The 26,186-nt window shown below is 67.0% G+C and carries 27 protein-coding genes; 17 read left to right on the forward strand and 10 right to left on the reverse strand.

Annotated elements, in window-relative coordinates; all coding sequences use genetic code 11:
* Positions 1-73: 73 nt before the first annotated feature.
* A complete protein-coding gene (locus ACFVVI_RS03795) occupies positions 74-1,003 on the reverse strand; it encodes a rhomboid family intramembrane serine protease (RefSeq protein ID WP_378989107.1) in 930 nt (309 codons plus the stop codon).
* A 346-nt stretch (positions 1,004-1,349) separates the two neighbouring features.
* On the opposite strand from ACFVVI_RS03795, the gene ACFVVI_RS03800 reads away from it, so the two are divergent.
* The 9 genes from ACFVVI_RS03800 (at position 1,350) to ACFVVI_RS03840 (ending at position 8,935) form a co-directional block, all read left to right on the forward strand.
* Positions 1,350-2,144, forward strand: a complete 795-nt coding sequence (locus ACFVVI_RS03800; protein ID WP_387442987.1) for a helix-turn-helix transcriptional regulator — start codon at positions 1,350-1,352, stop codon at positions 2,142-2,144.
* Positions 2,141-3,577: a Fe-S cluster assembly protein SufB gene (sufB, locus tag ACFVVI_RS03805; RefSeq protein WP_378989109.1), complete on the forward strand. Its 1,437-nt coding sequence runs from the start codon at positions 2,141-2,143 to the stop codon at positions 3,575-3,577. The genes ACFVVI_RS03800 and sufB overlap by 4 nt, the downstream gene beginning before the upstream one ends.
* Positions 3,577-4,755: a Fe-S cluster assembly protein SufD gene (gene sufD, locus ACFVVI_RS03810; protein ID WP_387442990.1), complete on the forward strand. Its 1,179-nt coding sequence runs from the start codon at positions 3,577-3,579 to the stop codon at positions 4,753-4,755. The genes sufB and sufD overlap by 1 nt, the downstream gene beginning before the upstream one ends.
* Before the next feature lie 32 nt (positions 4,756-4,787).
* Positions 4,788-5,555, forward strand: a complete 768-nt coding sequence (gene sufC / locus ACFVVI_RS03815; protein ID WP_067452582.1) for a Fe-S cluster assembly ATPase SufC — start codon at positions 4,788-4,790, stop codon at positions 5,553-5,555.
* Between the two features lies 1 nt (position 5,556).
* The gene (locus ACFVVI_RS03820; RefSeq protein WP_378627113.1) at positions 5,557-6,810 is read left to right on the forward strand and encodes a cysteine desulfurase; all 1,254 of its coding nucleotides are present in this window, start codon (positions 5,557-5,559) and stop codon (positions 6,808-6,810) included.
* Between the two features lie 3 nt (positions 6,811-6,813).
* On the forward strand, positions 6,814-7,296 hold the full coding sequence (gene sufU, locus ACFVVI_RS03825) for a Fe-S cluster assembly sulfur transfer protein SufU (protein ID WP_056810385.1): 483 nt from the start codon (positions 6,814-6,816) through the stop codon (positions 7,294-7,296).
* Entirely contained in the window at positions 7,293-7,700 is a 408-nt protein-coding gene (locus ACFVVI_RS03830) for a metal-sulfur cluster assembly factor (protein ID WP_378989111.1), read from the forward strand. Before sufU ends, ACFVVI_RS03830 begins: the two co-directional genes overlap by 4 nt.
* Before the next feature lie 170 nt (positions 7,701-7,870).
* Positions 7,871-8,302, forward strand: coding sequence for a DUF4189 domain-containing protein (locus ACFVVI_RS03835; RefSeq protein ID WP_378989112.1), 432 nt, complete (start codon positions 7,871-7,873; stop codon positions 8,300-8,302).
* A 204-nt stretch (positions 8,303-8,506) separates the two neighbouring features.
* Positions 8,507-8,935 carry a DUF4189 domain-containing protein gene (locus ACFVVI_RS03840; protein ID WP_387442997.1) on the forward strand — a complete coding sequence of 143 codons (429 nt, stop codon included), beginning with the start codon at positions 8,507-8,509 and terminating at the stop codon, positions 8,933-8,935.
* 61 nt (positions 8,936-8,996) lie between these two features.
* On the opposite strand, the gene ACFVVI_RS03845 is transcribed toward ACFVVI_RS03840, so the two are convergent.
* Positions 8,997-9,620 carry a TetR/AcrR family transcriptional regulator gene (locus ACFVVI_RS03845; RefSeq protein ID WP_387443000.1) on the reverse strand — a complete coding sequence of 208 codons (624 nt, stop codon included), beginning with the start codon at positions 9,618-9,620 and terminating at the stop codon, positions 8,997-8,999.
* A 159-nt stretch (positions 9,621-9,779) separates the two neighbouring features.
* On the opposite strand from ACFVVI_RS03845, the gene ACFVVI_RS03850 reads away from it, so the two are divergent.
* The 3 genes from ACFVVI_RS03850 to ACFVVI_RS03860 all read left to right on the forward strand — a co-directional run bounded on the left by ACFVVI_RS03850 (position 9,780) and on the right by ACFVVI_RS03860 (position 12,527).
* Positions 9,780-11,066 (forward strand): PucR family transcriptional regulator, encoded by a 1,287-nt coding sequence (locus ACFVVI_RS03850; protein WP_378989115.1) that lies wholly within the window; start codon positions 9,780-9,782, stop codon positions 11,064-11,066.
* Positions 11,067-11,229: 163 nt separating this feature from the next.
* The gene (locus tag ACFVVI_RS03855) at positions 11,230-11,784 is read left to right on the forward strand and encodes an NADAR family protein (RefSeq protein WP_387443003.1); all 555 of its coding nucleotides are present in this window, start codon (positions 11,230-11,232) and stop codon (positions 11,782-11,784) included.
* Between the two features lie 242 nt (positions 11,785-12,026).
* Entirely contained in the window at positions 12,027-12,527 is a 501-nt protein-coding gene (locus ACFVVI_RS03860; RefSeq protein WP_387443006.1) for a DUF4189 domain-containing protein, read from the forward strand.
* 54 nt (positions 12,528-12,581) lie between these two features.
* Here the strand turns inward: ACFVVI_RS03860 and ACFVVI_RS03865 are convergent, their stop codons facing one another.
* Genes ACFVVI_RS03865 through ACFVVI_RS03875 form a run of 3 tightly spaced genes read right to left on the reverse strand, consistent with a single transcriptional unit; the run spans position 12,582 to position 15,126 of the window.
* Positions 12,582-13,244: a methionine ABC transporter permease gene (locus ACFVVI_RS03865; RefSeq protein ID WP_378656069.1), complete on the reverse strand. Its 663-nt coding sequence runs from the start codon at positions 13,242-13,244 to the stop codon at positions 12,582-12,584.
* Entirely contained in the window at positions 13,244-14,257 is a 1,014-nt protein-coding gene (locus ACFVVI_RS03870; protein ID WP_378995335.1) for a methionine ABC transporter ATP-binding protein, read from the reverse strand. The genes ACFVVI_RS03865 and ACFVVI_RS03870 overlap by 1 nt, the downstream gene beginning before the upstream one ends.
* Complete coding sequence (locus ACFVVI_RS03875; protein ID WP_379315017.1) at positions 14,254-15,126, reverse strand: MetQ/NlpA family ABC transporter substrate-binding protein; 873 nt, start codon at positions 15,124-15,126, stop codon at positions 14,254-14,256. Before ACFVVI_RS03875 ends, ACFVVI_RS03870 begins: the two co-directional genes overlap by 4 nt.
* A 131-nt stretch (positions 15,127-15,257) precedes the next feature.
* Between ACFVVI_RS03875 and ACFVVI_RS03880 the strand changes: the two genes are divergently transcribed.
* Entirely contained in the window at positions 15,258-16,124 is an 867-nt protein-coding gene (locus tag ACFVVI_RS03880) for a MetQ/NlpA family ABC transporter substrate-binding protein (RefSeq protein ID WP_387443010.1), read from the forward strand.
* A 183-nt stretch (positions 16,125-16,307) separates the two neighbouring features.
* On the opposite strand, the gene ACFVVI_RS03885 is transcribed toward ACFVVI_RS03880, so the two are convergent.
* Both ACFVVI_RS03885 and ACFVVI_RS03890 read right to left on the reverse strand, forming a co-directional pair.
* The gene (locus tag ACFVVI_RS03885; protein ID WP_378627132.1) at positions 16,308-16,844 is read right to left on the reverse strand and encodes a GNAT family N-acetyltransferase; all 537 of its coding nucleotides are present in this window, start codon (positions 16,842-16,844) and stop codon (positions 16,308-16,310) included.
* A gap of 14 nt (positions 16,845-16,858) precedes the next feature.
* Positions 16,859-17,761: a Ku protein gene (locus ACFVVI_RS03890; protein WP_387443013.1), complete on the reverse strand. Its 903-nt coding sequence runs from the start codon at positions 17,759-17,761 to the stop codon at positions 16,859-16,861.
* Positions 17,762-17,870: 109 nt separating this feature from the next.
* On the opposite strand from ACFVVI_RS03890, the gene ACFVVI_RS03895 reads away from it, so the two are divergent.
* Together ACFVVI_RS03895 and ACFVVI_RS03900 are read left to right on the forward strand one after the other, a co-directional pair.
* Complete coding sequence (locus ACFVVI_RS03895; RefSeq protein WP_387443015.1) at positions 17,871-18,938, forward strand: lycopene cyclase family protein; 1,068 nt, start codon at positions 17,871-17,873, stop codon at positions 18,936-18,938.
* Positions 18,939-19,145: 207 nt separating this feature from the next.
* Positions 19,146-21,533 carry an MMPL family transporter gene (locus ACFVVI_RS03900; RefSeq protein ID WP_387443018.1) on the forward strand — a complete coding sequence of 796 codons (2,388 nt, stop codon included), beginning with the start codon at positions 19,146-19,148 and terminating at the stop codon, positions 21,531-21,533.
* Positions 21,534-21,599: 66 nt separating this feature from the next.
* Here the strand turns inward: ACFVVI_RS03900 and ACFVVI_RS03905 are convergent, their stop codons facing one another.
* Positions 21,600-22,364, reverse strand: a complete 765-nt coding sequence (locus tag ACFVVI_RS03905) for an SDR family oxidoreductase (RefSeq protein WP_387443021.1) — start codon at positions 22,362-22,364, stop codon at positions 21,600-21,602.
* Between the two features lie 123 nt (positions 22,365-22,487).
* Between ACFVVI_RS03905 and ACFVVI_RS03910 the strand changes: the two genes are divergently transcribed.
* Both ACFVVI_RS03910 and ACFVVI_RS03915 read left to right on the forward strand, forming a co-directional pair.
* The gene (locus tag ACFVVI_RS03910) at positions 22,488-24,119 is read left to right on the forward strand and encodes an ABC-F family ATP-binding cassette domain-containing protein (RefSeq protein ID WP_266290317.1); all 1,632 of its coding nucleotides are present in this window, start codon (positions 22,488-22,490) and stop codon (positions 24,117-24,119) included.
* A gap of 126 nt (positions 24,120-24,245) precedes the next feature.
* Positions 24,246-24,518 carry a helix-turn-helix domain-containing protein gene (locus ACFVVI_RS03915; protein ID WP_378995318.1) on the forward strand — a complete coding sequence of 91 codons (273 nt, stop codon included), beginning with the start codon at positions 24,246-24,248 and terminating at the stop codon, positions 24,516-24,518.
* A gap of 24 nt (positions 24,519-24,542) precedes the next feature.
* Here ACFVVI_RS03915 and ACFVVI_RS03920 read toward each other — a convergent pair whose 3' ends face one another.
* Both ACFVVI_RS03920 and ACFVVI_RS03925 read right to left on the reverse strand, forming a co-directional pair.
* Entirely contained in the window at positions 24,543-25,502 is a 960-nt protein-coding gene (locus tag ACFVVI_RS03920) for a hypothetical protein (RefSeq protein WP_387443024.1), read from the reverse strand.
* A gap of 15 nt (positions 25,503-25,517) precedes the next feature.
* Complete coding sequence (locus ACFVVI_RS03925) at positions 25,518-25,937, reverse strand: hypothetical protein (RefSeq protein WP_378995314.1); 420 nt, start codon at positions 25,935-25,937, stop codon at positions 25,518-25,520.
* Positions 25,938-26,186 lie beyond the last annotated feature (249 nt).

The raw sequence follows: 26,186 nt of genomic DNA on the forward strand, positions 1-26,186 counted from the left end.
AGAGCCTAGTGTGCGGGGACCCGACAGGGTTCGTCAGTCGTTCACGCACCGGGGGTGCGCCGGTCGCGGCGGACTACCTGGGTGCTTCGACGGGGGTCGGCGCGGTCACGGCCGGTGGTCCGACGAACGCCGGGTCCGCGCGCAACGAGAGCGCGGCGGCGACGATCACGCCCACGCAGATCAGCGCTACCGCACCGAGCGCGGCCCAGCCGATGCGCTGCGCGGATCGCTGATCGCGGGCCGACAGCCAGCCGGGTACGAACAGGATGCCGAGCGCGCTCAACGTGCCCGCGGCCAGACCGCCGAGGTGACCCCACAGCGAGATTCCCGGGATCGAGAAGCTGATCAGCACGTTCACGCCGATGACCACCAGCATCGGGGTCGGGCTCTGCCGCAGCCGGATCAGCGTCACCGTGACAGCGCCGAACAGGCCGTACACCGCACCGGAGGCGCCGGCCGTCGCCGTCACCGAATCCGACAGCGCCATCACCGCCGCCGACCCACCCAGCAGCGAGACCAGATAGACGCAGCCGTACCTGATCCTGCCCAGCACCTGCTCGAGGTCGCGCCCCACGACATACAGGGCGAACATGTTGACCAGCAGATGGATCGCGCCGTAATGCAGGAACCCCGACCCGAGCAGCCGCCACCACTCGCCGTCGGCCACCAGCAGCGGCACCAGGACGAACTCCCGGAACACCGACGACCCGCGGTAGTTGTACATCGGGCTACCGGCCTGCGCCGCGGTGAGCACATAGACCAGCACATTGACCGCGATCAACCCGTAGGTCACGTACGGAACCGCGCCGCCCTCGCGCGCGCCGCCGACGGTCCGCACCGGTCGCACGTCCTGCTGCCCCTGCCGGACACAGTCCACGCAGTGCTGCCCGACCGCCGCCGGACGCAGGCAGTCCGGACAGGCGGGCCGCCCGCATCGCGTACACGCGAGTCCGGTAGGCCGATCAGGATGACGGACACACGTGGGTGTGAGCGGGTTCGACACCCTGCCATCGTGCCAGACCGCCCCCTGCGCCCGCCGGGTTCGCCACCGCGCACCCGGACCGTCGCTCGCCGCGTTGTGGTGCGAATATCTCCTGCGAGCAATGCCGTGCGAGCGTGCCGGGCGGGCCGTTCGGCACCGGGTGCGGTGTTGCCGGGCGCCGGGTGGTCGCGGTTGCCGACCTGTGCGATGGGTCACCCGGCCGAGCGGCCGGGATCGGTCCGCAGGGGCCGCACCTGGGGTTTTATCGGGCGGGGGAGCGCCCCGATGATCTTCATCGCAGGTCAGGGCACCCTTTGTCAGGTGACCCTTATTAGATTTAGGGAAGCAATTCCGCCACACTGGTGTTGTGAAAACCGTGGGTTTGCGGACAGACGTGGAAAGTGACGGTCGTAAGACGACCGGCGCTCGGTCGTCGGCTGTCCCCGCGGCGACCGCGCACGAAGGGCAGACCAGGGCGGCCATCGTCCAGTTGCTGCTCGAGCAGGGGCCGATCACCGCGACGGCGATCGGCACCGAACTCGGTCTCGCGCCCGCCGGGGTGCGCAGGCACCTCGACGCGTTGATCGACGCGGGCCAGGCTCGGGCGAGCCGCTCCGCGCCGTGGCAGCAGAAAGGGCGCGGTCGACCGGCCAAGCAATACCAGCTCACCGCGGCGGGCCGGGGCAACCTCGGGCACGCCTACGACGATCTGGCCGGGGCGGCGATTCGCCAGCTCGGCGAGATCGGTGGCGACGCCGCGATCGCCGAATTCGCGCGCAAGCGGGTTCGCGTGATCGTCGACGGCATCGAACCCGTCACCGACCACACCGCACCGGTGATCGAGGCCAAGGTCGAGGAGATCGCGGAAGCGTTCGCCGACGCCGGTTTCGCCGCCACCACCCGTCAGGTCGGCGCCGGTGTGCAGATCTGTCAGCACCACTGCCCGGTGGCCCATGTCGCCGAGGAGTTCCCGCAGTTGTGCGCGGCCGAATTGGACGCTTTCCGCGACCTGCTCGGTACCCACGTGCAGCGCCTTGCGACGATCGCCAACGGCGATTGCGCCTGCACCACCCACGTACCGCTGGTCGCGGTGCCGAAGATCCCATCCGCCGCACAGCCCGCGGCGGGACGAACGAACGACTCCGGAAGGAGTGCCGAATGACGACCTCGACCGACCAGGTACAACCGCTTACCCAGGACGAAACCATCGCCTCGCTGGGCACCTACGGTTACGGCTGGTCCGACTCCGATGTGGCAGGCGCCAGCGCCCAACGTGGCCTGTCGGAGGCTGTCGTTCGCGACATCTCGGCCAAGAAGAGCGAAGAGGAGTGGATGCTCGACCTGCGCCTCAAGGCGCTGCGCATCTTCGACCGCAAGCCCATGCCGAACTGGGGTTCCAACCTCGAGGGCATCGACTTCGACAACATCAAGTACTTCGTGCGCTCGTCCGAGAAGCAGGCCGAGAGCTGGGAAGACCTGCCCGAGGACATCAAGAACACCTACGACAAGCTGGGCATCCCGGAGGCGGAGAAGCAGCGTCTGGTCTCCGGTGTCGCGGCGCAGTACGAGTCCGAGGTCGTCTACCACTCCATCCGCGAGGACCTGGAGAAGCAGGGCGTTATCTTCCTCGACACCGATACGGCGTTGAAGGAGCACCCGGAGATCTTCCACAAGTACTTCGGTTCGGTCATCCCCGCCGGTGACAACAAGTTCTCCGCGCTCAACACCGCCGTCTGGTCGGGTGGCTCGTTCATCTACGTGCCGCCGGGCGTGCACGTCGACATCCCGCTGCAGGCCTACTTCCGGATCAACACCGAGAACATGGGCCAGTTCGAGCGGACGCTGATCATCGTCGACGAGGACGCCTACGTCCACTACGTCGAGGGTTGTACAGCGCCGATCTACAAGTCCGACTCGTTGCACTCCGCGGTCGTCGAGATCATCGTGAAGAAGGGCGGCCGCTGCCGCTACACGACCATCCAGAACTGGTCGAACAACGTGTTCAACCTGGTCACCAAGCGGGCCAAGGCCGAAGCCGGCGCCACCATGGAGTGGGTCGACGGCAACATCGGCTCCAAGGTGACCATGAAGTACCCGGCGGTCTGGATGACCGGCGAGCACGCGCACGGCGAGGTCCTCTCGGTCGCGTTCGCGGGCCCCGGCCAGCACCAGGACACCGGCGCCAAGATGCTGCACCTGGCCCCGCACACCTCCTCGACCATCGTGTCGAAGTCGGTGGCGCGTGGCGGCGGTCGCGCGTCGTACCGCGGTCTGGTCCAGATCAACAAGGGCGCCAACGGTTCCAAGTCGACCGTGAAGTGTGACGCGCTACTGGTCGACACGATCAGCCGCTCCGACACCTACCCCTACGTCGACATCCGCGAGGACGACGTGACGATGGGTCACGAGGCGACCGTCTCCAAGGTCTCCGAGGATCAGCTGTTCTACCTGATGAGCCGCGGCCTCACCGAGGACGAGGCGATGGCGATGGTGGTGCGTGGCTTCGTGGAGCCGATCGCCAAGGAATTGCCGATGGAGTACGCATTGGAACTGAACCGGCTCATCGAGCTGCAGATGGAAGGGGCCGTGGGCTGATGTCGACGCTCGAGACGCCGATCCAGAATCCTGGCGCGGGCGCCGCGGTCAACAAGGGCGAGGTCTTCACCTCGTTCGACGTGAACGCATTCGAGGTCCCGTCGGGTCGCGACGAGGCGTGGCGGTTCACCCCGCTGCGCCGTCTGCGCGGCCTGCACGACGGCACCGCTGTCGCCGATGGTCAGGCTACCGTCGAGGTGAGTGAAGTCGCCGGTGTCACGGTGGAAACGGTGGGCCGCACCGACTCTCGTCTCGGCCAGGCCGGTACTCCCGCTGATCGTGTTGCCGCCCAGGCCTATTCGGGTTTCTCCGAGGCGACCGTGATCACCGTCGGCCCGGAAACCGAAGTGTCGGACCCGGTCACCGTCACCATCACGGGTCCCGGCGAGGGCAAGACCGCCTACGGTCATCTGCAGGTGCGCCTGGACAACTTCGCCGTCGCCACCGTGGTCATCGACCAGCGCGGCGGCGGAACCTACGCCGAGAACATCGAATTCGTGCTCGGTGACAGCGCCAAGCTCACCGTCGTCGCGGTCCAGGAATGGGACGAAGACGCCGTGCACGTCACCGCGCATCACCTGAAGCTGGGTCGTGACGCGAACCTGCGCCACGTGTCGGCGACCCTCGGTGGCGACCTGGTTCGCCTGTCGGGCACCGTGCGCTACGCCGGTCCCGGTGGCGAGGCCGAGCTGTTCGGCCTGTACTTCGCCGATGCCGGTCAGCACTTCGAGCAGCGACTGCTGGTCGATCACGCCGAGCCCAACTGCAAGTCCAATGTGCTGTACAAGGGTGCGCTGCAGGGTGATCCGGCCTCGCCCAAGGGTGACGCTCGCACGGTCTGGATCGGCGATGTGCTGATCCGCGCGGCCGCCGAGGGCACCGACACCTACGAGGCGAACCGCAACCTGGTGCTCACCGACGGCGCGCGTGCCGACTCGGTGCCGAACCTGGAGATCGAGACCGGCGAGATCGCCGGTGCCGGACACGCGAGTGCCACCGGCCGTTTCGACGACGAGCAGCTGTTCTACCTGCGCGCTCGCGGCATTCCCGAAGACGTCGCCCGCCGCCTGGTGGTGCGTGGCTTCTTCTTCGAGATCATCCAGAAGATCGCGGTCCCCGAGGTCCGGGAGCGGCTCGAGGCGGCCATCGAGGCCGAACTCGCCACTGTCGGTATCTGACTCACCTACTTCCCACGAAGGACTCTAATTCGATGACCACCTTGGAAATCAAGGACCTGCACGCGGAGATCACCACCCCCGAGGGTGAGTCCAAGCAGATCCTCAACGGCGTGAACCTCACCGTGAAGTCCGGCGAGACGCACGCCATCATGGGCCCCAACGGCTCGGGCAAGTCCACGCTGTCCTACGTGATCGCGGGCCACCCGAAGTACACCGTCACCCAGGGCACCATCACCCTCGACGGCGAGAACGTTCTCGACATGTCGGTCGACGAGCGCGCCCGCGCGGGCCTGTTCCTGGCCATGCAGTACCCCGTCGAGGTCCCCGGCGTCTCGATGTCGAACTTCCTGCGCACCGCCGCCACCGCCGTGCGCGGCGAGGCCCCCAAGCTGCGCACCTGGGTCAAGGAGGTGAAGGAGTCGATGAAGGAACTCGACATCGACTCGGCCTTCGCCGACCGCTCGGTGAACGAAGGCTTCTCCGGTGGCGAGAAGAAGCGTCACGAGGTCCTGCAGCTGGGTCTGCTCAAGCCGAAGATCGCGATCCTCGACGAGACCGACTCGGGTCTGGATGTCGACGCGCTGCGCATCGTCTCCGAGGGCGTCAACCGCTACAAGGAGCGCGAGGAGGGCGGCGTGCTGCTGATCACGCACTACACCCGCATCCTGCGCTACATCAAGCCCGACTTCGTGCACGTGTTCGTCAACGGCAAGATCGTCGCCGAGGGTGGCTCCGAGCTGGCCGAGGAACTCGACGCGAACGGCTACGAGCGCTTCACGTCCGCGACCGCTGGAGCCTGACATGACCGCGACGGTGCCAGCCCTCGACGTGGCCCGGATCCGGGCCGACTTCCCCATCCTGCACCGCACGGTGCGGGACGGGAAACCGTTGGTGTACCTGGACTCCGGTGCCACTTCGCAGCGTCCGCTGCAGGTGCTGGACGCCGAGCGCGAGTTCCTGCTCACCCGGAATTCGGCGGTGCACCGCGGTGCCCACCAGCTGGCGGAGGAGGCGACCGACTCCTACGAGGAGGCGCGCGCCGACATCGCCCGCTTCGTCGGCGCCGACACCGGCGAGATCGTGTTCACCAAGAACGCGACCGAGTCGCTGAACCTGGTGGCCAACGCGTTCGGTGACGACCGGTTCCCCTACAAGGTGGGCCCCGGCGACGAGATCGTCATCACCGAGCTCGAACACCACGCGAATCTCGTTCCGTGGCAGGAGCTCGCGCGTCGGACCGGTGCCACCGTGAAGTGGTACGGCATCACCGATGACGGCCGCATCGACCTGGATTCGCTCGAACTGTCTTCCGCGACAAAGGTTCTCGCGTTCAGCCATCAGTCGAACGTGACCGGTGCGGTGGCTCCGGTGGACGAATTGGTCCGCCGGGCAAAGGCCGTCGGCGCGCTCGTCGTGCTCGACGCCTGCCAGTCGGTGCCGCACATGGCGGTGGACTTCCACGAACTCGGGGTCGATTTCGCCGCGTTCTCCGGCCACAAGATGCTCGGCCCCATGGGTGTCGGCGGACTGTACGGCCGCCGGGCGCTGCTGGAGGAGACGCCGCCGTTCATCACCGGTGGGTCGATGATCGAGACCGTCACCATGGAGAAGACCACCTACGCGCCGCCGCCGCAGCGCTTCGAGGCGGGCACGCCGATGACCTCGCAGGTCGTCGGATTGGCCGCCGCGGTGCGCTATCTCGAGGACCTCGGCATGGACGCGGTCGCCGCGCACGAGCACGCCCTCACCGGTGCCGCGCTCGACGGTCTGTCCGGGATCGAGGGCGTGCGCATCGTCGGGCCGATCGAGAACGTGGACCGCGGTGGCGCGGTGTCGTTCGTGGTCGACGGGATCCACGCCCACGATGTGGGCCAGATCCTCGACGACCAGGGTGTGGCCATCCGGGTCGGGCACCACTGCGCCTGGCCGCTGCACCGCAAGTTCGGTGTCGCCGCCACCGCGCGTGCTTCGTTCGCGGTCTACAACACCCTCGATGAGGTCGACGCGCTGGTTGCGGCCGTGCGGAAGGCCAAGACCTTCTTCGGAGTTGCCTAGATCATGCGTATGGAACAGATGTACCAGGAAGTGATCCTGGACCACTACAAGCACCCGCACCACCGCGGGCTGCGGGAACCGTTCGGTGCGCAGGTGCACCACGTGAACCCGACGTGCGGTGACGAAGTGACGATGCGCGTGCAGATCGACGACGCCGGTGAGGTCGCCGACGTCTCCTACGACGGCCAGGGCTGCTCGATCAGCCAGGCCGCCACCTCGATCCTCACCGATCAGGTGATCGGGCTGCCGGTGCAGCAGGCGCTGAAGGTGGTCGACTCGTTCAGCGAGATGATCTCCAGCCGCGGCACCGTCGAAGGCGACGAGGACATGATCGGCGACGGCATCGCCCTCGCCGGTGTGAGCAAGTACCCGGCGCGGGTCAAGTGCGCGCTGCTCGGGTGGATGGCGTTCAAAGACGCTGTCGTGCAGATCAGTTCGGCCGAGGAAACCAAGGCACCGATGGGAAATGGGGAGTCTGCCACATGAGTGAGAGCACCGATACCGCACAGACCCCGGACGTCGCGCAGGCAGTCGAGGTCGACAAACCCGCCGAAGTCGAGTTGACGGCCGAACAGATTCAGCACCTCGAGGACCTCGAGGAGGCGATGCGTGACGTCGTCGACCCCGAACTCGGCATCAATGTCGTCGACCTCGGCCTGGTCTACGGCCTGTCGGTCGACGGGGAGAACGTCTGCACCCTCGACATGACGCTCACCTCGGCGGCCTGTCCGCTGACCGACGTCATCGAGGACCAGTCCCGCAACGCCCTGGTGCGCAGCGGTATGGTCGAGGATCTGAAGATCAACTGGGTCTGGATGCCCCCGTGGGGCCCGGACAAGATCACCGACGACGGCCGCGAACAGCTGCGCGCCCTCGGCTTCACGGTGTAGCACCGCGCTTTTCGGGCCCGGATCCTGGCTGGATCCGGGCCCTTTTTGCGGTTATGTGTCGACCGGTCTCGGTGTGATGATTCCCGTTCTGGTTGGTTGTCACCGGGCGATCAGTGATGATCTTGACGGTTCTGGACTTGCCGGAACAGTGTCAAGAGGAGATCTTTCGAATGAGTTTCATGAGTAAGGCCGGCCTCGCCGTGGCGGCGCTCGGCCTTGCGGCCGGCGCGGTGCTGGGCGCCGGTTCGGCGAATGCCGTCGGCCCCGACCAGTGGGGCGCGATGGCCGCGGACGGCGACTGGGCGAACTACGGTCGTTCGGTCGGCTATCCCACGCGCGCTGAGGCCGAGGCTGCCGCACTGGAACAGTGCGCCGCGGATGGTTGCCTGGTGGAGGCCGTGTGGGTCAACGGCTGCGCGGCCCTGGTGGAGAATGATGACTTCATCGCCTGGGGCAAGGGCCCGACCCGCGCCGACGCGGAGCGGGAGGCTTACCTCGCGCTGACCGAGGGCACTCCGCAGAGCCTGCTCGTCAACGTTGGTTCGTCGCAGCTGGCCGGCGGTCATGTGATCGAAACGGTCTGTACCGCCAACGCGAGCTGATCGTCACGGTGATTGTCGAGCCCGGACCGCGTAGCGGTCCGGGCTTGCATCGTCTTCGCCCCGGACACGGAGCACGCGGGCCCGGATTCATGTGCTGACGGCCCGGATGTGAAATTTCACCCTGCGGTTGGCTATCAACGGTTGTTCGATGATGATCTTGAAGGTTCCGGACTTCCGGGACAGTTTCAAGAGGAGATCTTTCGAATGAGTTTCATGGGTAAGGCCGGCTTCGCCGTGGCGGCGCTCGGTCTTGCGGCCGGGTCGGTCCTGGGTGCCGGTTCGGCGACCGCGACGGGTAACCAGTGGGCGTCGATCGCGGTGAGCAAAGGTGAACTGATCTACGGCACCAGTGCCGACGAAGCCGATGCGCCGTCGGCCGAAGCTGTTGCGCTGGCTGATTGCCACTACGCCGACTGCGAGGTCCTCGTCACCTGGGCCAACGGTTGCGGCGCGCTCGTACAGAGCGACGACGCCTTCGCATGGGCGATCGGCGCCAATCGGGCAGAGGCTGAGCGTGTCGCGTACGAGCAGCTGTCGACGGTGACGCCCACCGCGATCCTGGCCAACACCGGTTCGGCGAACCTCAGTGGCGCCAAGATCGTCGACGTCATCTGCACGGCGAACGCGCGCTGACCATCACGGAGCGAACGGGCCCGGATCCTCACCCAGGATCCGGGCCCTCTGCTGTTGTGTACTAAGCGTTTTCGACCACGGCTACCGAGTCGATCCAGGCGCTGATCATGTCGGCGGTCCCGGCGATGATGGCGTCGAGCTCGGCGTCGTCGAGTTCGACCGAACGCAACGCGGTGGCGAAGCCCGCGTTGAGTACGACGAAGGCCATCACGTCGATGTCGACGTGCTTGATCGGGCCCATGAACTGGATGAGGTAGAGCTTGATGAGCATCCGGAGCCGGGGTTCGAATTCGGGGATACCGCTGCCGTAGAACTGCAGATCGGCGACCAGGGCACGGACGAGCGGCCCGTTCGCGACGAGGATGTCGACGGCGGAGCGGATCAGACCTATCACGGCATCGCGGGGGGACTGGCCGGAACTGGCGGTGAGCAGCTGGCTGTAGCGCTCTTCCACCTGCAGAAACAGGCTGTCGTTGAGCTCTTTGACGATCTCGTCGCGGTCGTTGAAATAGCGGTACAGCGTGCCGATGCTCATGCCCGCTTCGGTCGCGATCCGGTTGGTCGAGGTATTGCCGATACCGCGGGTGCCGAAAAGATGAGCGGCCACCGTGAGAATGCGCGCTCTCGTCTCCTTCGCCCGGTCCTGCTTGGGGCGTTTGCGCTGCTTATCGGCTTGCGGGGGCATCTATCGACCTCGGCAGAAAGAAGAGTAGAAGGTGAGCGGTTGCTCACCCTACAGTCATGATCACAGAGAAACCGCAGTGTAGGCCAGCACATCGGCCGACATGACGGAAGCACAACCACTACCGGCGGCGCCGGGGTGTAGAAGAAGGAGGAGTCGACGATGACGATCCCACTGGACGAGACGGCCCTGTGGCAGCCCCTGCGCGATGTCCGGACGATGACCAGCCGGTTGGTCGGTCACTTCGTCGACAATGTCGCGACTTGCCGGACGCTACCCGGCGATGTGATCGCCGGCGACGTCACCTCGGTCACCCGGATGTGCCTGGAAATCGTCGGCGGCATGCTGGACGGCCGCGACGAGGAGGTGAAGCTGAACCGGCTCGCGGTGGCGGCGGCGGGCTGGGCGCGCGAAGGCGTGCCGATCGACACGATCCTGCACGCTTTCCACGAGGGCTTCCGGCTCTCCTTCGACGCGGTCTACGACGGGGTGGCCGATGTCGATCGCGCGAGTCTGATCCACGGCTTCCGCCGGGTCGTCGAGATCTCGGACCTGTTGTGTACCACGGTGACTCGCTCCTACATCCGTGAGCACCGCGAGGCCGTCGGCGAACATCACACGGCGGTGCACACCCTCACCTCGGCACTGCTGGCGGGTCAGTCGACCGTCACCATGGCCCGCGAGGTCGGCATCACCGTCTCCGACGCGTATTCGGTGCTCGCTCTCTCGATCGGGGCGCACCCCGACGAGCGCGACCCGCGCGTGAACGGTGCGGTGGTGGCCCGGCGCAAGCTGCGCAGGGTGCAAACGGCGTTGGCGCATCGGTGCGGTGAGCAGGTGCTGTCGCTGCTGTCGGTCGACGGCGGCACGCTGCTGATCCCCGCCGATCTGCTGGTCGGGGAGCAGCTCGACGCACTGGTCGAAGCGCTGTCGCGGGCCGCGCATGTCGACATCACCGCGGCTCTGGTGCCCGCGGCCACGGAGGAGATCCCCGATGCGGCCCAGCGCGCCCACGAACTCCTGGACATGGTGGAGCGTCTCGACAGCGCCCCCGGCCTCTACCGCTTCGGCGACCTGGCCCTGGAGTACCAGCTCACCCGACCCGGCCCCGGTCGCGCCCGGCTCGGTGAACTCCTCGCCCCCCTCGACAACCACCCCGAGCTCTACGAAACCCTGCGCGTGCACATCGCCAACAACATGAACCGCCAGCGCACCGCCCGGCTGCTGCACATCCACACCAACACCGTCGACTACCGCCTGCGCCGGGTAGCTCAACTCACCGGCCTCGACCCGGCCCAGTCCTCGGGCCTGTGGCAACTGCGTTCCTCGATGATCGCCCGCAGCTTCCACACCGGCCCCGCCCCCCACTCCACCGTCACCGAAGCCAGAATTCCCCGGCGCCCCGCCCCCCATCCCTACTCCGACCTGGACGGCATCCGCTCGGCCTGAACCCCACCTCGGTCCCCGGCGCCGCGACCCTGAAGTTGTCGCGATGCCGGGGCTTTCGAGCGCCGATCCCGCACTCCGCCAAGCGAACACCGGACGGCGCATCGAGAAATACAGTGAACCTGGTTTCGTTCTATGGTTATATAGACCAAAACTAGGAGGGGTGATGACCGCCGAGTCGGTAGAGCAGTTGTGTCGAGCGATCGAGCAGGGCGCGTCGCCGAAGTACCTGGCGTTCTGGGGGCACAGCCCACGTCGCGACGGGACGATCGGCTCGAGCAGCCTGAGTCAGTGGTGGCCGGCGACATTCGTTGTCGACGGTGTGGAATTCGCCAGTGCCGAGCACTACATGATGTGGCGCAAGGCGATGCTGTTCGAGGACGCGGCTACCGCGGCGAAGATCCTCGAGGTCGGCCATCCGAGCCAGGCGAAGAAGCTCGGCAGGCAGATCCGTGACTTCGACGAAGATATCTGGGAGCGAACGCGATTCGACATCGTGGTCGCCGGGAGCGTGGCCAAGTTCGGGCAGGATGTCGCGCTGCGGGAATATCTGGTCGGTACCGGCGCGCGGGTGCTCGTCGAAGCCAGCCCGGTGGACCGGATCTGGGGGATCGGGATGGCCGCCGATGATTCGGGTGCGCTGGATCCCGTGCGTTGGAAGGGACTCAATCTGCTCGGGTTCGCGTTGATGCGGGCGCGGGACGAGTTGGTTCGCCGGTAGATAGCGGTCCATCGCTACTTGTCGGTGGGCGTTGTTAGTCTGTGGCAGACGAACGGTTCGGGAGGAATCGGGCGTTTCGACAAGCGAGAACTGTTGTGGCCGGAAATGTCTCGGCGCTATGACAGGTTCGCTGAACGGTGTCGCGGCGATGCCGGAAAGCTATTTCCGGGGAAGTCGGCCGCCGTTCATGATTGGTTCGGCTTCGAGGCACGGAGTCGGTATTTCGACGGGGAGAATCTCTGATGTCTGTTGTGGGCAAATATGCCCTTGGTGTGGCCGCGCTGTCCGCGGTGGCGGCGTTCACCGTGGTGAACGCCGGGCCCGCGGCCGCGGGGGAGAGTGGTGTGGCGATCGCCGAGGCTCCGGGGTACACGGCGGTATCGCGCGACGGTGGATTCGAGACCGCGTCGGGTGACCTGTACGGGGCGCTGGCGTTGTCGTCGGGTCGCGCCGTGGTGGCCTCGGCGGTGAACTACGGCAGCTGGGCTGCGGCGAGCCAGGCCGCGCTCGATGAGTGCGGCGTGCGCGACTGCCAGGTCGTCGTCGAATTCCGCAATGCGTGCGGCGCGGTGGCCCAAGGCGCGGACTACCGCTTCGGCTGGTCGTGGGATCACTCCCTGGACGCCGCCGAGCGCTCCGCGGTGGACGTGCTCGGTATCAGTGCGGCCCCGTTCCCGGATCCGGGTTCGGCGTCGCCGCGTGCGGCGAGTGTCATCCTGTCCGCGTGCACGGCGAACGTGTAGCGAAACGCGAAGCAGCAGGGGCACGGACCGAATAGGTTCGTGCCCCTGCTGGATTCAGCGGCGCAGTACTTTCCTGGCCAGCCAATTGCCGAAGAACTGCACTCCCTGTACACCGGCGATGATGATCAGCACCGCCACGATGGTGACCTGCCACTGGAATTGCTGATACCCGTAGACAATGGCGAAATCGCCGAGCCCGCCACCGCCGACGGTGCCCGCCATCGCGGAGATATCGACGATCGAGATCACCACGAACGTGTAGCCGAGAATCAACGGCCCCAACGCTTCCGGAACGATCAGCGTGAGAATGATCCGCAGCGGTCCCGCCCCGACCGCACGCGCGGCCTCGATCACACCCGGGTCGACCGTCACCAGGTTCTGTTCCACGATCCGCGCGATCCCGAACGAGGCCGCGACGATCATCACGAACAACGCCGCCTCGGAGCCGATCGTGGTGCCCACCACCTCCAGCGTGACCGGGCCGAGCGCGGCCAGCAGGATGATGAACGGAATAGGGCGCACCACATTGACGATCACATTCAGCACGAAGTAGATCGGCCCGTTCGCCAGTAGGCCACCCTTGCGGGTCGTGTACAGCGCGGTCCCGAGCACCAGCCCGATCAACCCCGCGACGACGAACGTCACGCCGACCAGATAGACGGTGGTCCCGATCGCCTCGAACAGCGTGGGCCGCAGCTTCTCCCAGTTGGTCTCCATCAGCCCGCCTTCCGTTCCAGGTCGGCGACAACGCGATCCAGCGCGGCATCGGGCCCGTGCAGCGCCAGGGTGACACTGCCGAATGTCTTGTCCTGCAACGTGCTCACCCCGCCGTAGACGATCTCGAAGCGCACGTCGGCGGCGGTAGCGGCGGCCAGCGCCGCCCCCAGACCGCTGTGGTCGTCGATGTCGACGGTGACCAACCGGCCCCCGTGGAGCTCGCGCAACCGATCCAGCTCGGACGCGTCGGGCCGGTTGTGCAGCACGGTCGCCACGAACGACCGTGTCGGCGCGGCCTGCGGCGCGGCGAAAACATCGAAGGTGGAGGCCAATTCGACGATCCGGCCCTCGGCGAGCACCGCGACCCGGTCGGCGACCGCGCGGATCACATCCATCTCGTGGGTGATCACCACGATGGTCACCCCGAGTTCGGCATTGATCTTCTTCAGCAAGCGCAGCACCTCGCCCGTGGTCTCCGGGTCCAGCGCGGAGGTGGCCTCGTCGGCGAGCAACAGCGAGGGCGAGGTCGCCAATGCCCTGGCGATCCCGACCCGCTGCTTCTGCCCGCCCGAGAGCTGATCGGGGTAGGCGCGCGCCTTGTCGGTGAGCCCGACGAAGTCGAGCAGTTCGGCCACGCGGGCCTTGCGTTCGGCCCGTTTCCAGCCCGCGACCTTCAGTGGGTACTCGATATTGCCCGCAGCGGTGCGGGAGCGGAACAGGTTGAACTGCTGGAACACCATGCCGATATCGCGACGCAGCCTGCGCACCGCCGACTCCGGCACCCCGGTGATCGGGGTGCCGGAAATCGTGACGGTGCCCGAAGTCGGCTTGTCGAGCGCGTTGATCAGCCGGACCAGCGTGGACTTGCCCGCTCCGGAGTATCCGATGACGCCGAAGATCTCACCCGGTTCGATCCGCAGGTCGATACCGTCCAGTGCGGTGTGCCGAGCGTCGCCGCTGCCGAAAATCTTCGTGACGGAACGGAATTCGACGGCGGCGGGGCCGGCACTCACTTGGCCGTGCGGATGCCCTGCTGCACCCGGTCCAGGATCTGCTCGAGCTCGGCGCCGGGACGGTTCACCGCGACCGCGGTGCCCTTGGTGGTTTCGGCGTGCGCGGTGGCCACGGCCGGGTCCTTCCAGATCTCGACCAGCTTCAGATACGTCGGATTCGTCTTGTCCTCGGCGCGGCTGACGATCACATTGATGTACGGCTCGGCGGCCGGATTCTTCGGATCATCCTTGTACAGCGCCGATTTCGGGTCGACGCCCGATCGGTCGAGGAAGGTGTTGTTGATCACCGAGCCGTCGACCGAGGGCAGCGACAACGCGGTCTGGGCGGCATCGACGGGAGTCACCCGCACCTTGGACGCGGCCTTGTCGATGTCGGCGGGTGTCGGCTGGACCGAGGTGCCGGTGATCTTCAGCAAGCCGGCGGCCTGCAGTACGAACAGCGCACGCGCCTGGTTGGTCGGATCGTTGGGGATCGCGATCTCACCACCGGCCGGGATATCGGCGAGAGCCTTGTGCTTCTTCGAGTAAAGGCCCAGCGGGACAATATACGTCGAGCCGATCGGGGTGAGCGTGTCCGAGCTCGCCACGTTGTATTGGCCGAGGAACTGCAGATGCTGGAACAGATTGAGGTCGATCTGTTTCTGCGACAGCGCCGTATTCGGCTGCTTGTAATCGGAGAAATTGGTGACCTTCAGCGTGATGCCCTGCTCCTTGGCCTTCTGTTCGAAGACCTCGAAAGCCTTGTCCTTGTCGGTGGTGCCGATCCGCACAACCGTGCCCGACGCGTCGTCATCGGAACCGCACGCGGTCAGGGTGAGGGCCGCGGTTGCTATCAGCACTGGGATCGCCAGTGTCCGACGGAATTTCACTTGTACTCCCGAATTGCTAGCAGAAGATGAACTCGGCCATCCAAGCTGTCGGCCCTACCCGCCGACAACGGTTTGACTTGCCATGAGCGAAATCCTCGCAAACACTGGGACGCCCGTCTAACTTGCGGACAATGCGAATCCTGCGCCGTCTGCTGGCGATTCCGGTCCTGGTCGCGCTGGCAACAGGGGCGGTGAGCTGTGGGCAAGACCACCCGGACGGCGTGGTGCGAATCGGTGTGAACGACATCGCACAACCGCACTGGGAGGTGTACAAACGCAAGGCGGCCGAGCAGGGCATCACCGTCGAGTACGTGAACTTCACCGACTACAAGCAGCCCAATCCGGCGCTGGCGCAGAAACAGGTCGACCTCAACAAATTCCAGCACGTGCGGTACCTGGCCAACTACAACGTGGCCAGCAACGACACGATCGTGCCGATCGGCGCGACCGAGATCTTCCCGCTCACCCTGTACTCCACGAAGCACACTTCGGTCGCCGAGATCCCGCGGGGCGGGCAGATCACGCTCAGCAACAATCCGGCGCAACAGGTCCGCCCCCTGCTCGGGCTGTCGGCGGCGGGGTTGATCGTGCTGAAGGGTGGCGCGAGTTGGGACTCCACGATCGACGACGTCGACACCGGCGCTTCGAAGGTGCGGCTCACCACGATCGATCCGACGCTCACCGCGCAGTCGTTGGACAGCGTCGACGCGGCGTTCGTCGACGACACGTTCGCCGGGCCCGCCGGCCTGACCCAGCAGCAGGTCATCTACACCGACGACCCGGAACGTCCGGAGTTGAAGCAGTACATCAACGTCTTCGCCGCGCGGGCGGCCGACAAGGACAACCCCACCTACCTGAAACTCGCGCAGCTCTACCATGATCCGGAGGTGGTGGCCGCGGTCCAGGCGGAGACCGGCTACGCGGGAATCTTCAAGACCAACGACGCCGCCGATCTGCAAGCCACGCTGCGCGAGCTGGAAACGAAGTTCCGCAAGTAGTCGCGAACACCCCCGGCACGGTGGTCTCCAGGTGCAGGGGTGCGGATCACGGTGCACGCGGGCGACCACATATCGGCCACCACAGTCAGCTCGGCGCCGTCGTGCTCGTCTCGCGGCGTAGGAGCCGCCCGCCGAGAACAGGCCCGACCAGGGTTGATGCGCTCGAGGTGCTCCGGCAGCGGGTCAGCGCAGCGGGTGCTCGACCGACAGTCTGCCGCGGCGGACGAGATCGCGTTTGGTGATCGGCGGCAGGGCGGCATCGTCGTCGGGGGCAGCGGGGTTGGGCCGCACCAGCAGGGTGACGGTCGCGGCGGGCACGAATCCGCTGCTGGTCATCAGCGCGGCCGAGGCGCTGTTGCGGTCCTCGACATCGGTGACGATATGGCGGGCGCCGCGGGCGAACAACGCCTCCGAGCACACGTTCACCAGCCGCCGCGCGATCCCGTGGCCCTGCATATCGGGGGCTACCGCGATCCATTCCAGATACGCCCAGTCGTCGCGATGCTCGAACTCCATCGACCCGAGGACGAACCCGACCACCCGGTCGGAATCCAGGGCCACCCAGCAGGCGTTGTCGGGGCTGTCGAGGTGCTCGGCGACGGCCGTGAGCGACCACGACGTGTACGGCTTGATGGTGGTGTCGAAAACCTGATGGCCGAGGTCGAGGACTTGACGCAGGTGTCCCAAACCCATCGGCACGACAGCGATGGCGGTGTCCATAGCGCCAGTGTGCCCTACGCGCCTTTGCGGGCAGCGGTCTTGGACGCGGTGGATTTGCTCGCGGCGGCTTTGCGCGGTGCGGCTTTCTTGGCGGCCTTTTTCGCGGGTTTCTTCTCCGGGGCGGCTTCGCGGCGCCCGCTGGTCTCGAGACTGCGTTGCAGCGCGGCGACCAGATCCACGACTTCGGCATCCGCCTGTTCGGCGGGCGCTGTCTCGGCGGCGGGCTCGACCTTGACGGTGCCGCTGGCGATCGCCTCGTCGAGCAGCTTCTGCAATTCGATCTGGTATTCGTCGGTGTATTCGGACGGGTCGAAATCTCCTGACATCGACTCGACGAGAGTTTCGGCCATCTTCAGTTCTTGCGGGCGCGGGGCGGGTGCGTCGTCGAGCGACGGGAATTCGACCGCCCGCACTTCGTCGGGCCACAGCAGCGTCTGCAGGACCAGCACACCGTCACGCACGCGCAAGGCGGCCAGCCGGGTCTTCTGGCGCAGTGTGAAATGGACCAGCGCGGTCTTGTCGATGCGTTCGAGGGTCGCCGCCAGCAACTGATAGGCCTTCGGCGTCGTGGAATCCGGTTCGAGGTAATAGCTCTTGTCGAACAGCACCGGGTCGATCTGATCGGACGGCACGAATTCCAGCACGGGAATCTCGTGTTTCTCCGCCGCGGGCAGTTTCGAGAAATCGGCGTCGGTCAGTACCACCTGCTCACCGTCCGGCGAGGTATAGGCCTTGTCGATATCGGAGTACTGCACAGATTTGCCACACACCTGACAGACCCGGTCATATTTGATCCGGCCCCCGTCCTCGGCGTGGACCTGGTGGAACCGAATGTCATGGTCCTCGGTCGCGGTATAGACCTTGACCGGGACATTGACGAGCCCGAAAGCGATCGAGCCCTTCCAGATCGATCTCATCCACCCATCATGGTCGAAATGTCGCGCCGGGGCGAGCAAGCGATCTCCAATAGGTGCCCGCCTGTGATCCGGCGGTGCTTGAAATCGTTGCGTCTGATCCAATTGCCGAGTGGGTGTCGAGGTGATCGTGTGCGGGATCGGGCCGGCGGGCCGGGCCGTTGCCCATCGTGCGCTGGCGGCCGGGCGCGACGTCACTGTGATCGATCCACGCCCGGACCGGGTATGGACGCCGACCTATGCGGCGTGGGTCGATGAATTGCCCGGGTGGCTCGATGCCGGCGTGGTCGCGGCGGCGATCGACGAGCCGACGGCGTGGGCGGTGCGCGAGCATCGGATCGATCGCACCTATCAGGTGTTCGATACGGCGGCGCTGCAGTCGTCGTTGACGCTGCACGGCGCGACCGTGATCGCGGACCGCGCTGTGGAGGTGAACACACGCTCGGTGCGGACGGCGGGTGGGCTGACCCGTACCGGGCAGGTGGTGGACGCGCGGGGGCTGGCCCGGTCGCCGCGTCGCGCCGAGCAGACCGCCTATGGGGTGGTCGTGGACCGTACGGGACTCGAGCCGACACTGTTCATGGACTGGCGGGCCGACAACGGGGCCGATCCCGACGAGCCACCGTCGTTTCTGTACGCGATACCGCTGAGCGCCGACACCGTGCTGTTCGAGGAGACCTGCCTCGCCGGGCGACCCGCGCTCGCGCCGGACGTGTTGCGACGCCGACTCGAACATCGGTTGCGGGTGCGGGGGATCGCGCTCACCGGGGCCGAACCCGTTGAACGGGTGCGGTTTCCGGTACAGGGCGGCATGCCGGGGCGCGGCAGATTCGGTGCGGCCGGTGGGTTGACCCACCCCGCGACCGGGTACAGCGTCGCCGCCGCTCTCGCCGCCGCCGACACCGTTGTCGCGGGTGGCGCGGTGTGGACGCCCAGCGCGCGGGCCGTGGCGGCCTTGCGCCGCGCCGGATTGCGCGCGGTGCTGGCTCTGCCGCCGCGCGAGGTACCGGTCTTCTTCGAGACGTTCTTCGGTTTGCCCGCGCACCTGCAACGTTGCTATCTGTCCGGCCTCGATGACCTCGGTGGCACTCTCGCCGCGATGCGCGCGCTGTTCGCCGATCTTCCGCCGAATCTGCGCCGCACTGTCGTGACCTCGGTCGTCGGCGCGGCTCGTCGGTAGCCGACGCCGAGACCCGTCGCCGACCGGACGAACAAGGGTGTGCCAGAGGCCCGGCGGTGCCGCCACGAAGTTGCTACGATCGCCACGCGAACGCGCCGACCCGCCAACAGGATCGGGCCGACGAGGCGGGACGGCCGGAACTACTCCGAGCCCCCGCACGTCGATATGCGCCTCGCGCGATGGTGTGACGAGTTAGGGGACAATCCGGTGTTCGAATTCACCAGGCGGCGCAGTCGCTGGGTGCTCGGCGTTTTCGCGGTGCTCGCAGTGGTGCTCGGCGCACTGGGCGCGACGCTGTTCGAGCGGGTGGAGGGCGGCGGATACACCGACTCCGGGAGCGAATCCAGCCGCGCGCTGGAGGTGTTGGGCACCGAGTTCGGGCAGGCGCCGCCGAACCTGCTGCTGCTGGTGGAAACCGAGTCCTCGGTCGAGGACCCCGAATCCACCGCGGCGGCAACGGCATTGGTCGCCAACCTGCAGGAACGGGCCGGTGTCACCGAGGTGATGTCGTACTGGACCTCCCACCAGCCCGCGCTGCGCAGTGTCGACGGCAAGCAGGGCCTGATCGTCGCCAGCGTGCTCGGCAGCGAACGCGAGATCGACCAACGCGTCACCGCCATCTCCGAAGAGTTGACGGGCAAACAAGGATCGTTGCAGGTCAGGGCAGGCGGATTCGCCATGCTCATGCACGAGACGGTGCAGCAGAGCAAGACCGATATCGCCAAGGGCGAGGCCATCGCGTTCCCGCTCACCCTGATCGCGCTGCTGTTCGTCTTCGGCGGCCTGGTCGCCGCGAGCCTGCCGCTGCTCGTCGCGATCGGCACCGTGCTCACCACGATGGGCGCGCTGTGGTTGCTCACCCTGTTCACGCCGCTGGCCGTCACCGCGGCCAATGTGGCGACGCTGCTCGGCCTCGGTCTGGCCATCGACTACAGCCTGCTGATCGTCAGCCGCTACCGCGACGAACTGGCCGAGGGCCGCACGCCGGCGGGCGCGGTGGCCACCACCCTGCGCACCGCGGGCCGCACCGTCGCGTTCTCCGCGCTCACCGTCGCGGTGGCGCTGGCCGGGTTGCTGTTCTTCCCGCTGCTGGCGATCCGGTCGATGGGCTACGCGGGCATCGTCGTCGCGGCACTGGCCGCGCTGGTGTCGCTCACCGCGCTGCCCGCCGCGTTGCTGCTGATCGGCACCCGCATCGACAAGGGGCAGCTCGGCTGGTGGTTCCTGCGCGCGCCGCGTCCCGCCCCGGGTGAAGGCGCCTGGCACAAGCTGGCCACGGCCGTGATGCGCAAGCCGATCTCGATCGGACTCGCCGTCACCGCGCTGCTGCTCCTGCTCGGTGCGCCGTTCCTCGGCGTGAAACTCGGATTCCCGGACGAACGAACACTGCCGGAATCGATGAACTCCCGTCAGGTCACCGAGATCGTGGCGCGCGACTTCGGCGAGAGCGACCAGCACACCCTCGTCGCCGTGCTGCCCGACAGCGCTTACAGTGCGGCGGGACTCGACACCATCGCGCGTGACATGTCCGACCTGGACAACGTCCGCCGCGTCGACACCGCCACCGGCAGCTATGCCCAGGGCGGGTTGCTCCTCGAACCCACCGCGGCCAACGCGCGGTTCCGGGTCGAGAAGGCCGTCTACCTGTCGATCGTGCCGACCACCGGTGACAGCGACGCCCTGGCGCACCTGGTCGAGCAGGTGCGCGCGGTGCGGACACCGAGCGAGTTGCTGGTCGGTGGCGTGGCCGCCGCCAATACCGACTCGGTCGCCGCGATCGAGAACGCACTGCCGTGGGCGCTCGGCTTCGTGGTGATCATGATGCTGATCGTGCTGTTCGCGCTCACCGGCAGCGTGGTGCTGCCGGTGCTGGCGGTGATCCTCAGCGCGCTGAGTTTGACCGCGACCTTCGGTGCGCTGGTGTGGATCTTCCAGGACGGCCATCTGTCCGGGGTGCTCGGTTTCACCGTCACCGGAGACCTGTCGGCTACCGTCCCCGTGATGCTGTTCGCCGCCGCCTTCGGGCTCGCGATGGACTACCAGGTGTTCCTGCTGTCGCGGATCCGGGAGGAATACGACCGGACCGGCAAGAACGAGACCGCGGTCGCGCTCGGCCTGGAACGGGTCGGACGTATCGTCACCGCCGCGGCGATTCTCATCTCCCTGGTGTTCCTCGGCTTCCTGGCCTCCGACATCACCTTCATGAAGTCCTTCGGCATCGGCCTGCCGCTGGCCGTGATCGTCGACGCCACCCTCGTGCGCGGGTTCCTGCTGCCCGCCGCGATGAAGGTGCTGGGCGACGCGAACTGGTACGCACCGGAATTCCTGCGTCGACTCCACGATCGGTGGGGCCTGGACGAGGGCGGCTCGGCTCGGTCGAAACGTGAAGTGGTGGTGCGTGATCCGCTCGCCGCCCGGTCGGAGGAGGTTGTCGTCGTGGATCCACTCGCGCGGGCGGAGGCGGCGCGGGCGCAGGCGGCCAGAGCTGAGGCCGAGCGTGCCGACCCGGCGCGGGCCGAAGACGGTACGCGGGAGAACTCGCGGGCGCAGGAGAGCATTTCGGTCTCGACGGGCAGTCGCGAGACCTCGGACTGACGAGACGTCGCAGGGGCGGGCACGCCGAACCGCCGCCCGCCCCTGCGAGTTTCAGAGGTGGTGGGTTCAGATGCCGCCGGTGGACAGGAACCCGCCGTCGACCCGCACACAGTCACCGGTGATCCACGCTGCCTCGTCGGACACCAGGAATGCGATCAGCCGGGCCACGTCCTCGGGCTCGCCGAGTCGCTTCAGCGGATACACGCTCGCGGCACGCTCCTCGTCGTCGGAGTACAGCGCATCGGCGAACTTGGTCTTGACCACGCCCGGCGCCACGGCGTTGACGCGGATCTTCGGGCCCAGCTGCCAGGCCAGCTCCTCGGTGAGCCGGATCAGCGCCGCCTTCGACGCGCCGTAGGCCGAGATCACCCCCGACGACCGGATGCCCGCGACGCTGGCCACGTTCACCACCGCACCACCGTGCTCGGCCATCCACGCGCGGTAGGCCTGCTGCACATAGCCCAGCGACGCCACCACGTTCACATCGAAGATCTTGCTGACGCCACCCAGATCGGCGTCCATCAGCGGGCCGTAGACGGGGTTGATGCCGGTGTTGTTGATCAGGATGTCGAGCGAGCCGTACTCGGTGACGGCCCTGGCCACGGCTTCCGCGCGTGCGTCGGCATCGCCCGCGTTGCCGGCGAGATAGCTCACCTGACCCTGGTGGCCCAGCGCGCGCAGCTCGGTGGCCGCGGCCTCCAGTGGTTCGGGTTTACGCGCGGTGATCAGCACGTTCGCGCCCCGGCGCAGCAGTTCGGCCGCAGTCGCGAGGCCGATGCCGCGACTGGCTCCGGTGACGAGGGCGGTCCGGCCAAGGAGATCGGTAGTCATGGCACGAGAGTAACCACGCTCACATCGGGCAGCGCCGGGTTCGGCTTCCAGAAGCGTCGACGGTAAAATAAGTGGTTCTTGCCGATATGCCCTTCCCGTTTGTCTTACTCTGAGGAGAACTCTGTGATCACGGCGACCGACCTGGAGGTCCGGGCCGGAGTCCGTACCCTGCTCTCGGCTCCTGGGCCGGCGCTGCGGGTGCAGTCCGGCGACCGGATCGGACTGGTCGGTCGCAACGGTGCGGGTAAGACCACCACCCTGCGCATCCTCGCGGGCGAGGGCGAGCCGTACGCCGGAAAGATCACGCGCTCCACCGACATCGGCTATCTGCCGCAGGACCCGAAGGAAGGCGATCTCGATGTGATCGCCAAAGACCGGGTGCTCTCGGCGCGCGGGCTCGACGTGCTGCTGCGCGACATGGAGAAGGCCCAGGTCGAGATGGCCGAGGTGGCCGACGATGCCGCTCGCGACAAGGCGATTCGCCGGTACGGGCGCCTCGAGGACCAGTTCTCCTCGCTCGGCGGCTACGTCGCCGAGAGCGAGGCGGCCCGCATCTGCAACAGCCTCGGCCTGCCGGATCGCGTCCTCGATCAGCAGCTGCGCACCCTCTCCGGTGGTCAGCGCCGCCGCATCGAGCTGGCCCGCATCCTGTTCTCCGCCTCCGACGGCTCGGGTGGGCGCTCCGACCGCATCCTGCTGCTCGACGAACCGACCAACCACCTCGACGCCGACTCCATCACCTGGCTGCGCGGGTTCCTGCAGAACCACGACGGCGGCCTGATCGTGATCAGCCACGACGTGGAACTGCTCGGCGACGTGGTCAACAAGGTGTGGTTCCTCGACGCCGTGCGCGGTGAGCCCGACGTCTACAACATGGGCTGGAAGAAGTACCTCGACGCCCGTGCCACCGACGAGCAGCGCCGCGTCCGCGAGCGCGCCAACGCCGAGAAGAAGGCGGGCGCGCTGCGTCAGCAGGCCGCCAAGCTCGGCGCGAAGGCCACCAAAGCCGCTGCGGCACACCAGATGGTGCGTCGCGCCGAACGCTTGATCAATGAGCTCGACGACGTGCGCGTGAGCGACAAGGTCGCCCGTATCCGGTTCCCCGAGCCCGCGGCCTGCAGCAAGACGCCGCTGATGGTGAAGGACCTGACCAAGCTCTACGGTTCCCTGGAAATCTTCACTGGCGTGAACTTCGCCGTCGACAAGGGCAGCCGCGTGGTGGTGCTCGGGCTCAACGGCGCCGGTAAGACGACCATGCTGAAACTGCTCGCCGGTGTCGAGACGCCGACCGCGGGCGGCGTCGAGCAGGGCCGTGGGCTCAAGGTCGGCTACTTCGCCCAGGAGCACGACACCCTCGACGACCAGGCCTCGGTGTGGGAGAACATCCGCCACGCGTCTCCGGACGCGGGGGAGCAGGAGCTGCGCAGCCTGCTCGGTGCGTTCATGTTCACCGGTCCGCAGCTCGACCAGCCGGCGGGCACGCTGTCCGGCGGCGAGAAGACGCGTCTGGCCCTGGCCGGGCTGGTGTCCTCGGCGGCGAACGTGCTGCTGCTCGACGAGCCGACCAACAACCTCGACCCGGTCTCGCGCGAGCAGGTCCTCGAGGCGCTGCGCACCTACGCGGGTGCCGTGGTACTGGTGACGCACGACCCTGGCGCGGCCGAGGCGCTCAACCCGGAGCGGGTCATTCTGCTGCCCGACGGCACCGAGGACCACTGGTCCGCGGAGTACGCGGAGCTGATCGACCTCGCCTGATCCGTGGTGAAAGGCTGTGTCGTGGCGGAACTCGCCGGGATCGCGTGAGTTTGATCACTGTTTTCGTTGATCACCGAGTGCGGAGTGTCTAGCCTGGAAGAAGTGCTCGGCGACTCGGAGGAAGCCATGAGCGACAGTGCCAGACAGGCCGCTAGGTCGGCCAAGGGTAAATCGACGATCGGCAAGTCAGCCCTGGGTAAGGGCACCCGGGTGACGGGCAAGTCCCGCGACCGGCTGCAGACCCAGCTGAAGAAGCAGTACGAGGCGGGCGCGTCCATTCGCACCCTGGCCAGGTCCACCGGCCGCTCGTACGGCTTCATCCACAATGTGCTGGTCGAGTCACATGTAGAACTGCGTGGGCGCGGCGGTGCCAATCGGCGCAAGAATCCGGCCGACTGAATCGCGCGCCACGCGACGGTGTCGCTACCAGCCTGCGACGGCTCCGTCGCCACGGACCAGCAGATTGGCCAGGCTGGCGAACAGTGGCAGCCCGGTCTTGATCTCGAGGTAGGCGAACTGTCCCTGCGGGTTCACCTCGAGGAAGTAGTACTCGCCGTCGCTGCCGAGGCGCAGATCGACCACGCCGAAGCTGAGTCCGAGCGCGCCCATCAGGGTCGCGAGGGACTTGCTGACCGACGCCGGTAGCCGATCCGGTGCGAACGCGACCGAGGTGTCGAGCCGGGAATCGATGCGTCCGACTCCCGCCTGGGAGTCGATGCGCACACTCCACTCGACGCCGTCGACCCAGACGACCCGAAGATCGCAGCTGGCCTCCACGTAATCCTGGAACGTGGTCGGCGTCGACCGGATCGACTCGAGCTTGTTCAGCTCGGGCCTGGTGATGATCCTGGTCTCCGAGAATTCGCCACGGCCCGTGCCGGTGCGCTTGTACACCACTGGCCCGCACCGGGATTCGACGAAACTGCGCGCCTCGTCCGGGTCGTTGGTGACCAGCGTTTCCGGGATCGTGAAACCCGCCCGCTGCGCGGTTTCGAGCTGGACGATCTTGCGGCTCGCGGTGCGCTCGGCGGCCGGATCGTTGACCCAGTACGCCGGGATCGACCACAGCATGCCCTGCAGGAATCCGTCACACTCGGCCTGGCGGAACGCGTCGTCGGCCGCGCGCACGCCGGTGGGCACCCGGCACGGGTGCGGCCTGCGCCACCACACCGCGCGGACGTCGTCGAGGCCGTGGACATGGGACATCGCGCGGTTGGTGCCCGCTTTGTCGAGCCGGAAACTCCCTGTCTCAGTGGGGAAGTCGCGCAGGTCGAGCCGGATCGGATCGAGCCCGTGGCGGTCTCGCAGGGTCGACGCCAGCGCATCGGCGTGCAGGTCGTCGGCTTCGGAGACGATGAGCACGGCGTCGGTAGCGCCTTCCATCACTTGCGCGCCGTTTCAGTCGAGGCTGTCGCAGTTGATGCCGTCGCGGAAGGTGAAGGTCGCCCCGGTGACACCACCTCGTTCGGCGATGCGCAATTTCGTCGCCCAGCTGCGGGTGGCGCGGGCCAGCTGCTCGTCGCCCAGCGCCTCCGACGGTTCCGGTGCGAGGGTGATCGGCCGGTCGACCAGATCGACGCGCATCCGTCGGGTGAAGTCGGCGGTGGCGCCGGGACGGATATCGACCCGTACCTGACGTTCACCCGCGCCCACGCGGTCTTCGGTGAGTCGCACGACGTCGTTGCGGTCGAATGTCCAGGTTCCACCGTCGACGCGCACCGAGATGTCGCGCTCGGACTCGGCCACCAGCAATCCGCGCAAGGCGGGGCCCCGATCTCGGGACGACGCGGTAGCGGGGAGGTGGATGGCGTCGGTCATGGGCACTCACTCCGATCTTTCTCGTCTGCTCGCGATTTGCCAGAACCCCAAAAGGTGCTTCGGATCATAACGTGAACAGGTGGTCCGCCGAGCCGGTTCGCGAGATTTGCGGAGTGCCGGGCAAACCGCCGAGCGGCGCGTGATCGCCTTGCCGGGAAAGAATTTCGGACAACTCGGATGTTGCAAGCGTGTTCTCACCGGCAATCTGACAGCAAACGCAGATGACAACAGCGCGGCAGACGTCCCCCG

Origin of the sequence: Nocardia sp. NPDC058114, assembly GCF_042884695.1 — a bacterium.
In the GTDB taxonomy this organism is placed as follows: Bacteria; Actinomycetota; Actinomycetes; order Mycobacteriales; family Mycobacteriaceae; genus Nocardia.

Coding starts and splice junctions, on each gene's coding strand:
- sufB (WP_378989109.1), top strand. CDS start 2,141: ATGACGACCTCGACCGACCAGGTACAACCGCTTACCCAGGACGAAACC.
- sufD (WP_387442990.1), top strand. CDS start 3,577: ATGTCGACGCTCGAGACGCCGATCCAGAATCCTGGCGCGGGCGCCGCG.
- sufC (WP_067452582.1), top strand. CDS start 4,788: ATGACCACCTTGGAAATCAAGGACCTGCACGCGGAGATCACCACCCCC.
- ACFVVI_RS03820 (WP_378627113.1), top strand. CDS start 5,557: ATGACCGCGACGGTGCCAGCCCTCGACGTGGCCCGGATCCGGGCCGAC.
- sufU (WP_056810385.1), top strand. CDS start 6,814: ATGCGTATGGAACAGATGTACCAGGAAGTGATCCTGGACCACTACAAG.
- ACFVVI_RS03830 (WP_378989111.1), top strand. CDS start 7,293: ATGAGTGAGAGCACCGATACCGCACAGACCCCGGACGTCGCGCAGGCA.
- ACFVVI_RS03835 (WP_378989112.1), top strand. CDS start 7,871: ATGAGTTTCATGAGTAAGGCCGGCCTCGCCGTGGCGGCGCTCGGCCTT.
- ACFVVI_RS03840 (WP_387442997.1), top strand. CDS start 8,507: ATGAGTTTCATGGGTAAGGCCGGCTTCGCCGTGGCGGCGCTCGGTCTT.
- ACFVVI_RS03845 (WP_387443000.1), bottom strand. CDS start 9,620: ATGCCCCCGCAAGCCGATAAGCAGCGCAAACGCCCCAAGCAGGACCGG.
- ACFVVI_RS03850 (WP_378989115.1), top strand. CDS start 9,780: ATGACGATCCCACTGGACGAGACGGCCCTGTGGCAGCCCCTGCGCGAT.
- ACFVVI_RS03855 (WP_387443003.1), top strand. CDS start 11,230: ATGACCGCCGAGTCGGTAGAGCAGTTGTGTCGAGCGATCGAGCAGGGC.
- ACFVVI_RS03860 (WP_387443006.1), top strand. CDS start 12,027: ATGTCTGTTGTGGGCAAATATGCCCTTGGTGTGGCCGCGCTGTCCGCG.
- ACFVVI_RS03865 (WP_378656069.1), bottom strand. CDS start 13,244: ATGGAGACCAACTGGGAGAAGCTGCGGCCCACGCTGTTCGAGGCGATC.
- ACFVVI_RS03880 (WP_387443010.1), top strand. CDS start 15,258: ATGCGAATCCTGCGCCGTCTGCTGGCGATTCCGGTCCTGGTCGCGCTG.
- ACFVVI_RS03885 (WP_378627132.1), bottom strand. CDS start 16,844: ATGGACACCGCCATCGCTGTCGTGCCGATGGGTTTGGGACACCTGCGT.
- ACFVVI_RS03890 (WP_387443013.1), bottom strand. CDS start 17,761: ATGAGATCGATCTGGAAGGGCTCGATCGCTTTCGGGCTCGTCAATGTC.
- ACFVVI_RS03905 (WP_387443021.1), bottom strand. CDS start 22,364: ATGACTACCGATCTCCTTGGCCGGACCGCCCTCGTCACCGGAGCCAGT.
- ACFVVI_RS03915 (WP_378995318.1), top strand. CDS start 24,246: ATGAGCGACAGTGCCAGACAGGCCGCTAGGTCGGCCAAGGGTAAATCG.
- ACFVVI_RS03920 (WP_387443024.1), bottom strand. CDS start 25,502: ATGGAAGGCGCTACCGACGCCGTGCTCATCGTCTCCGAAGCCGACGAC.
- ACFVVI_RS03925 (WP_378995314.1), bottom strand. CDS start 25,937: ATGACCGACGCCATCCACCTCCCCGCTACCGCGTCGTCCCGAGATCGG.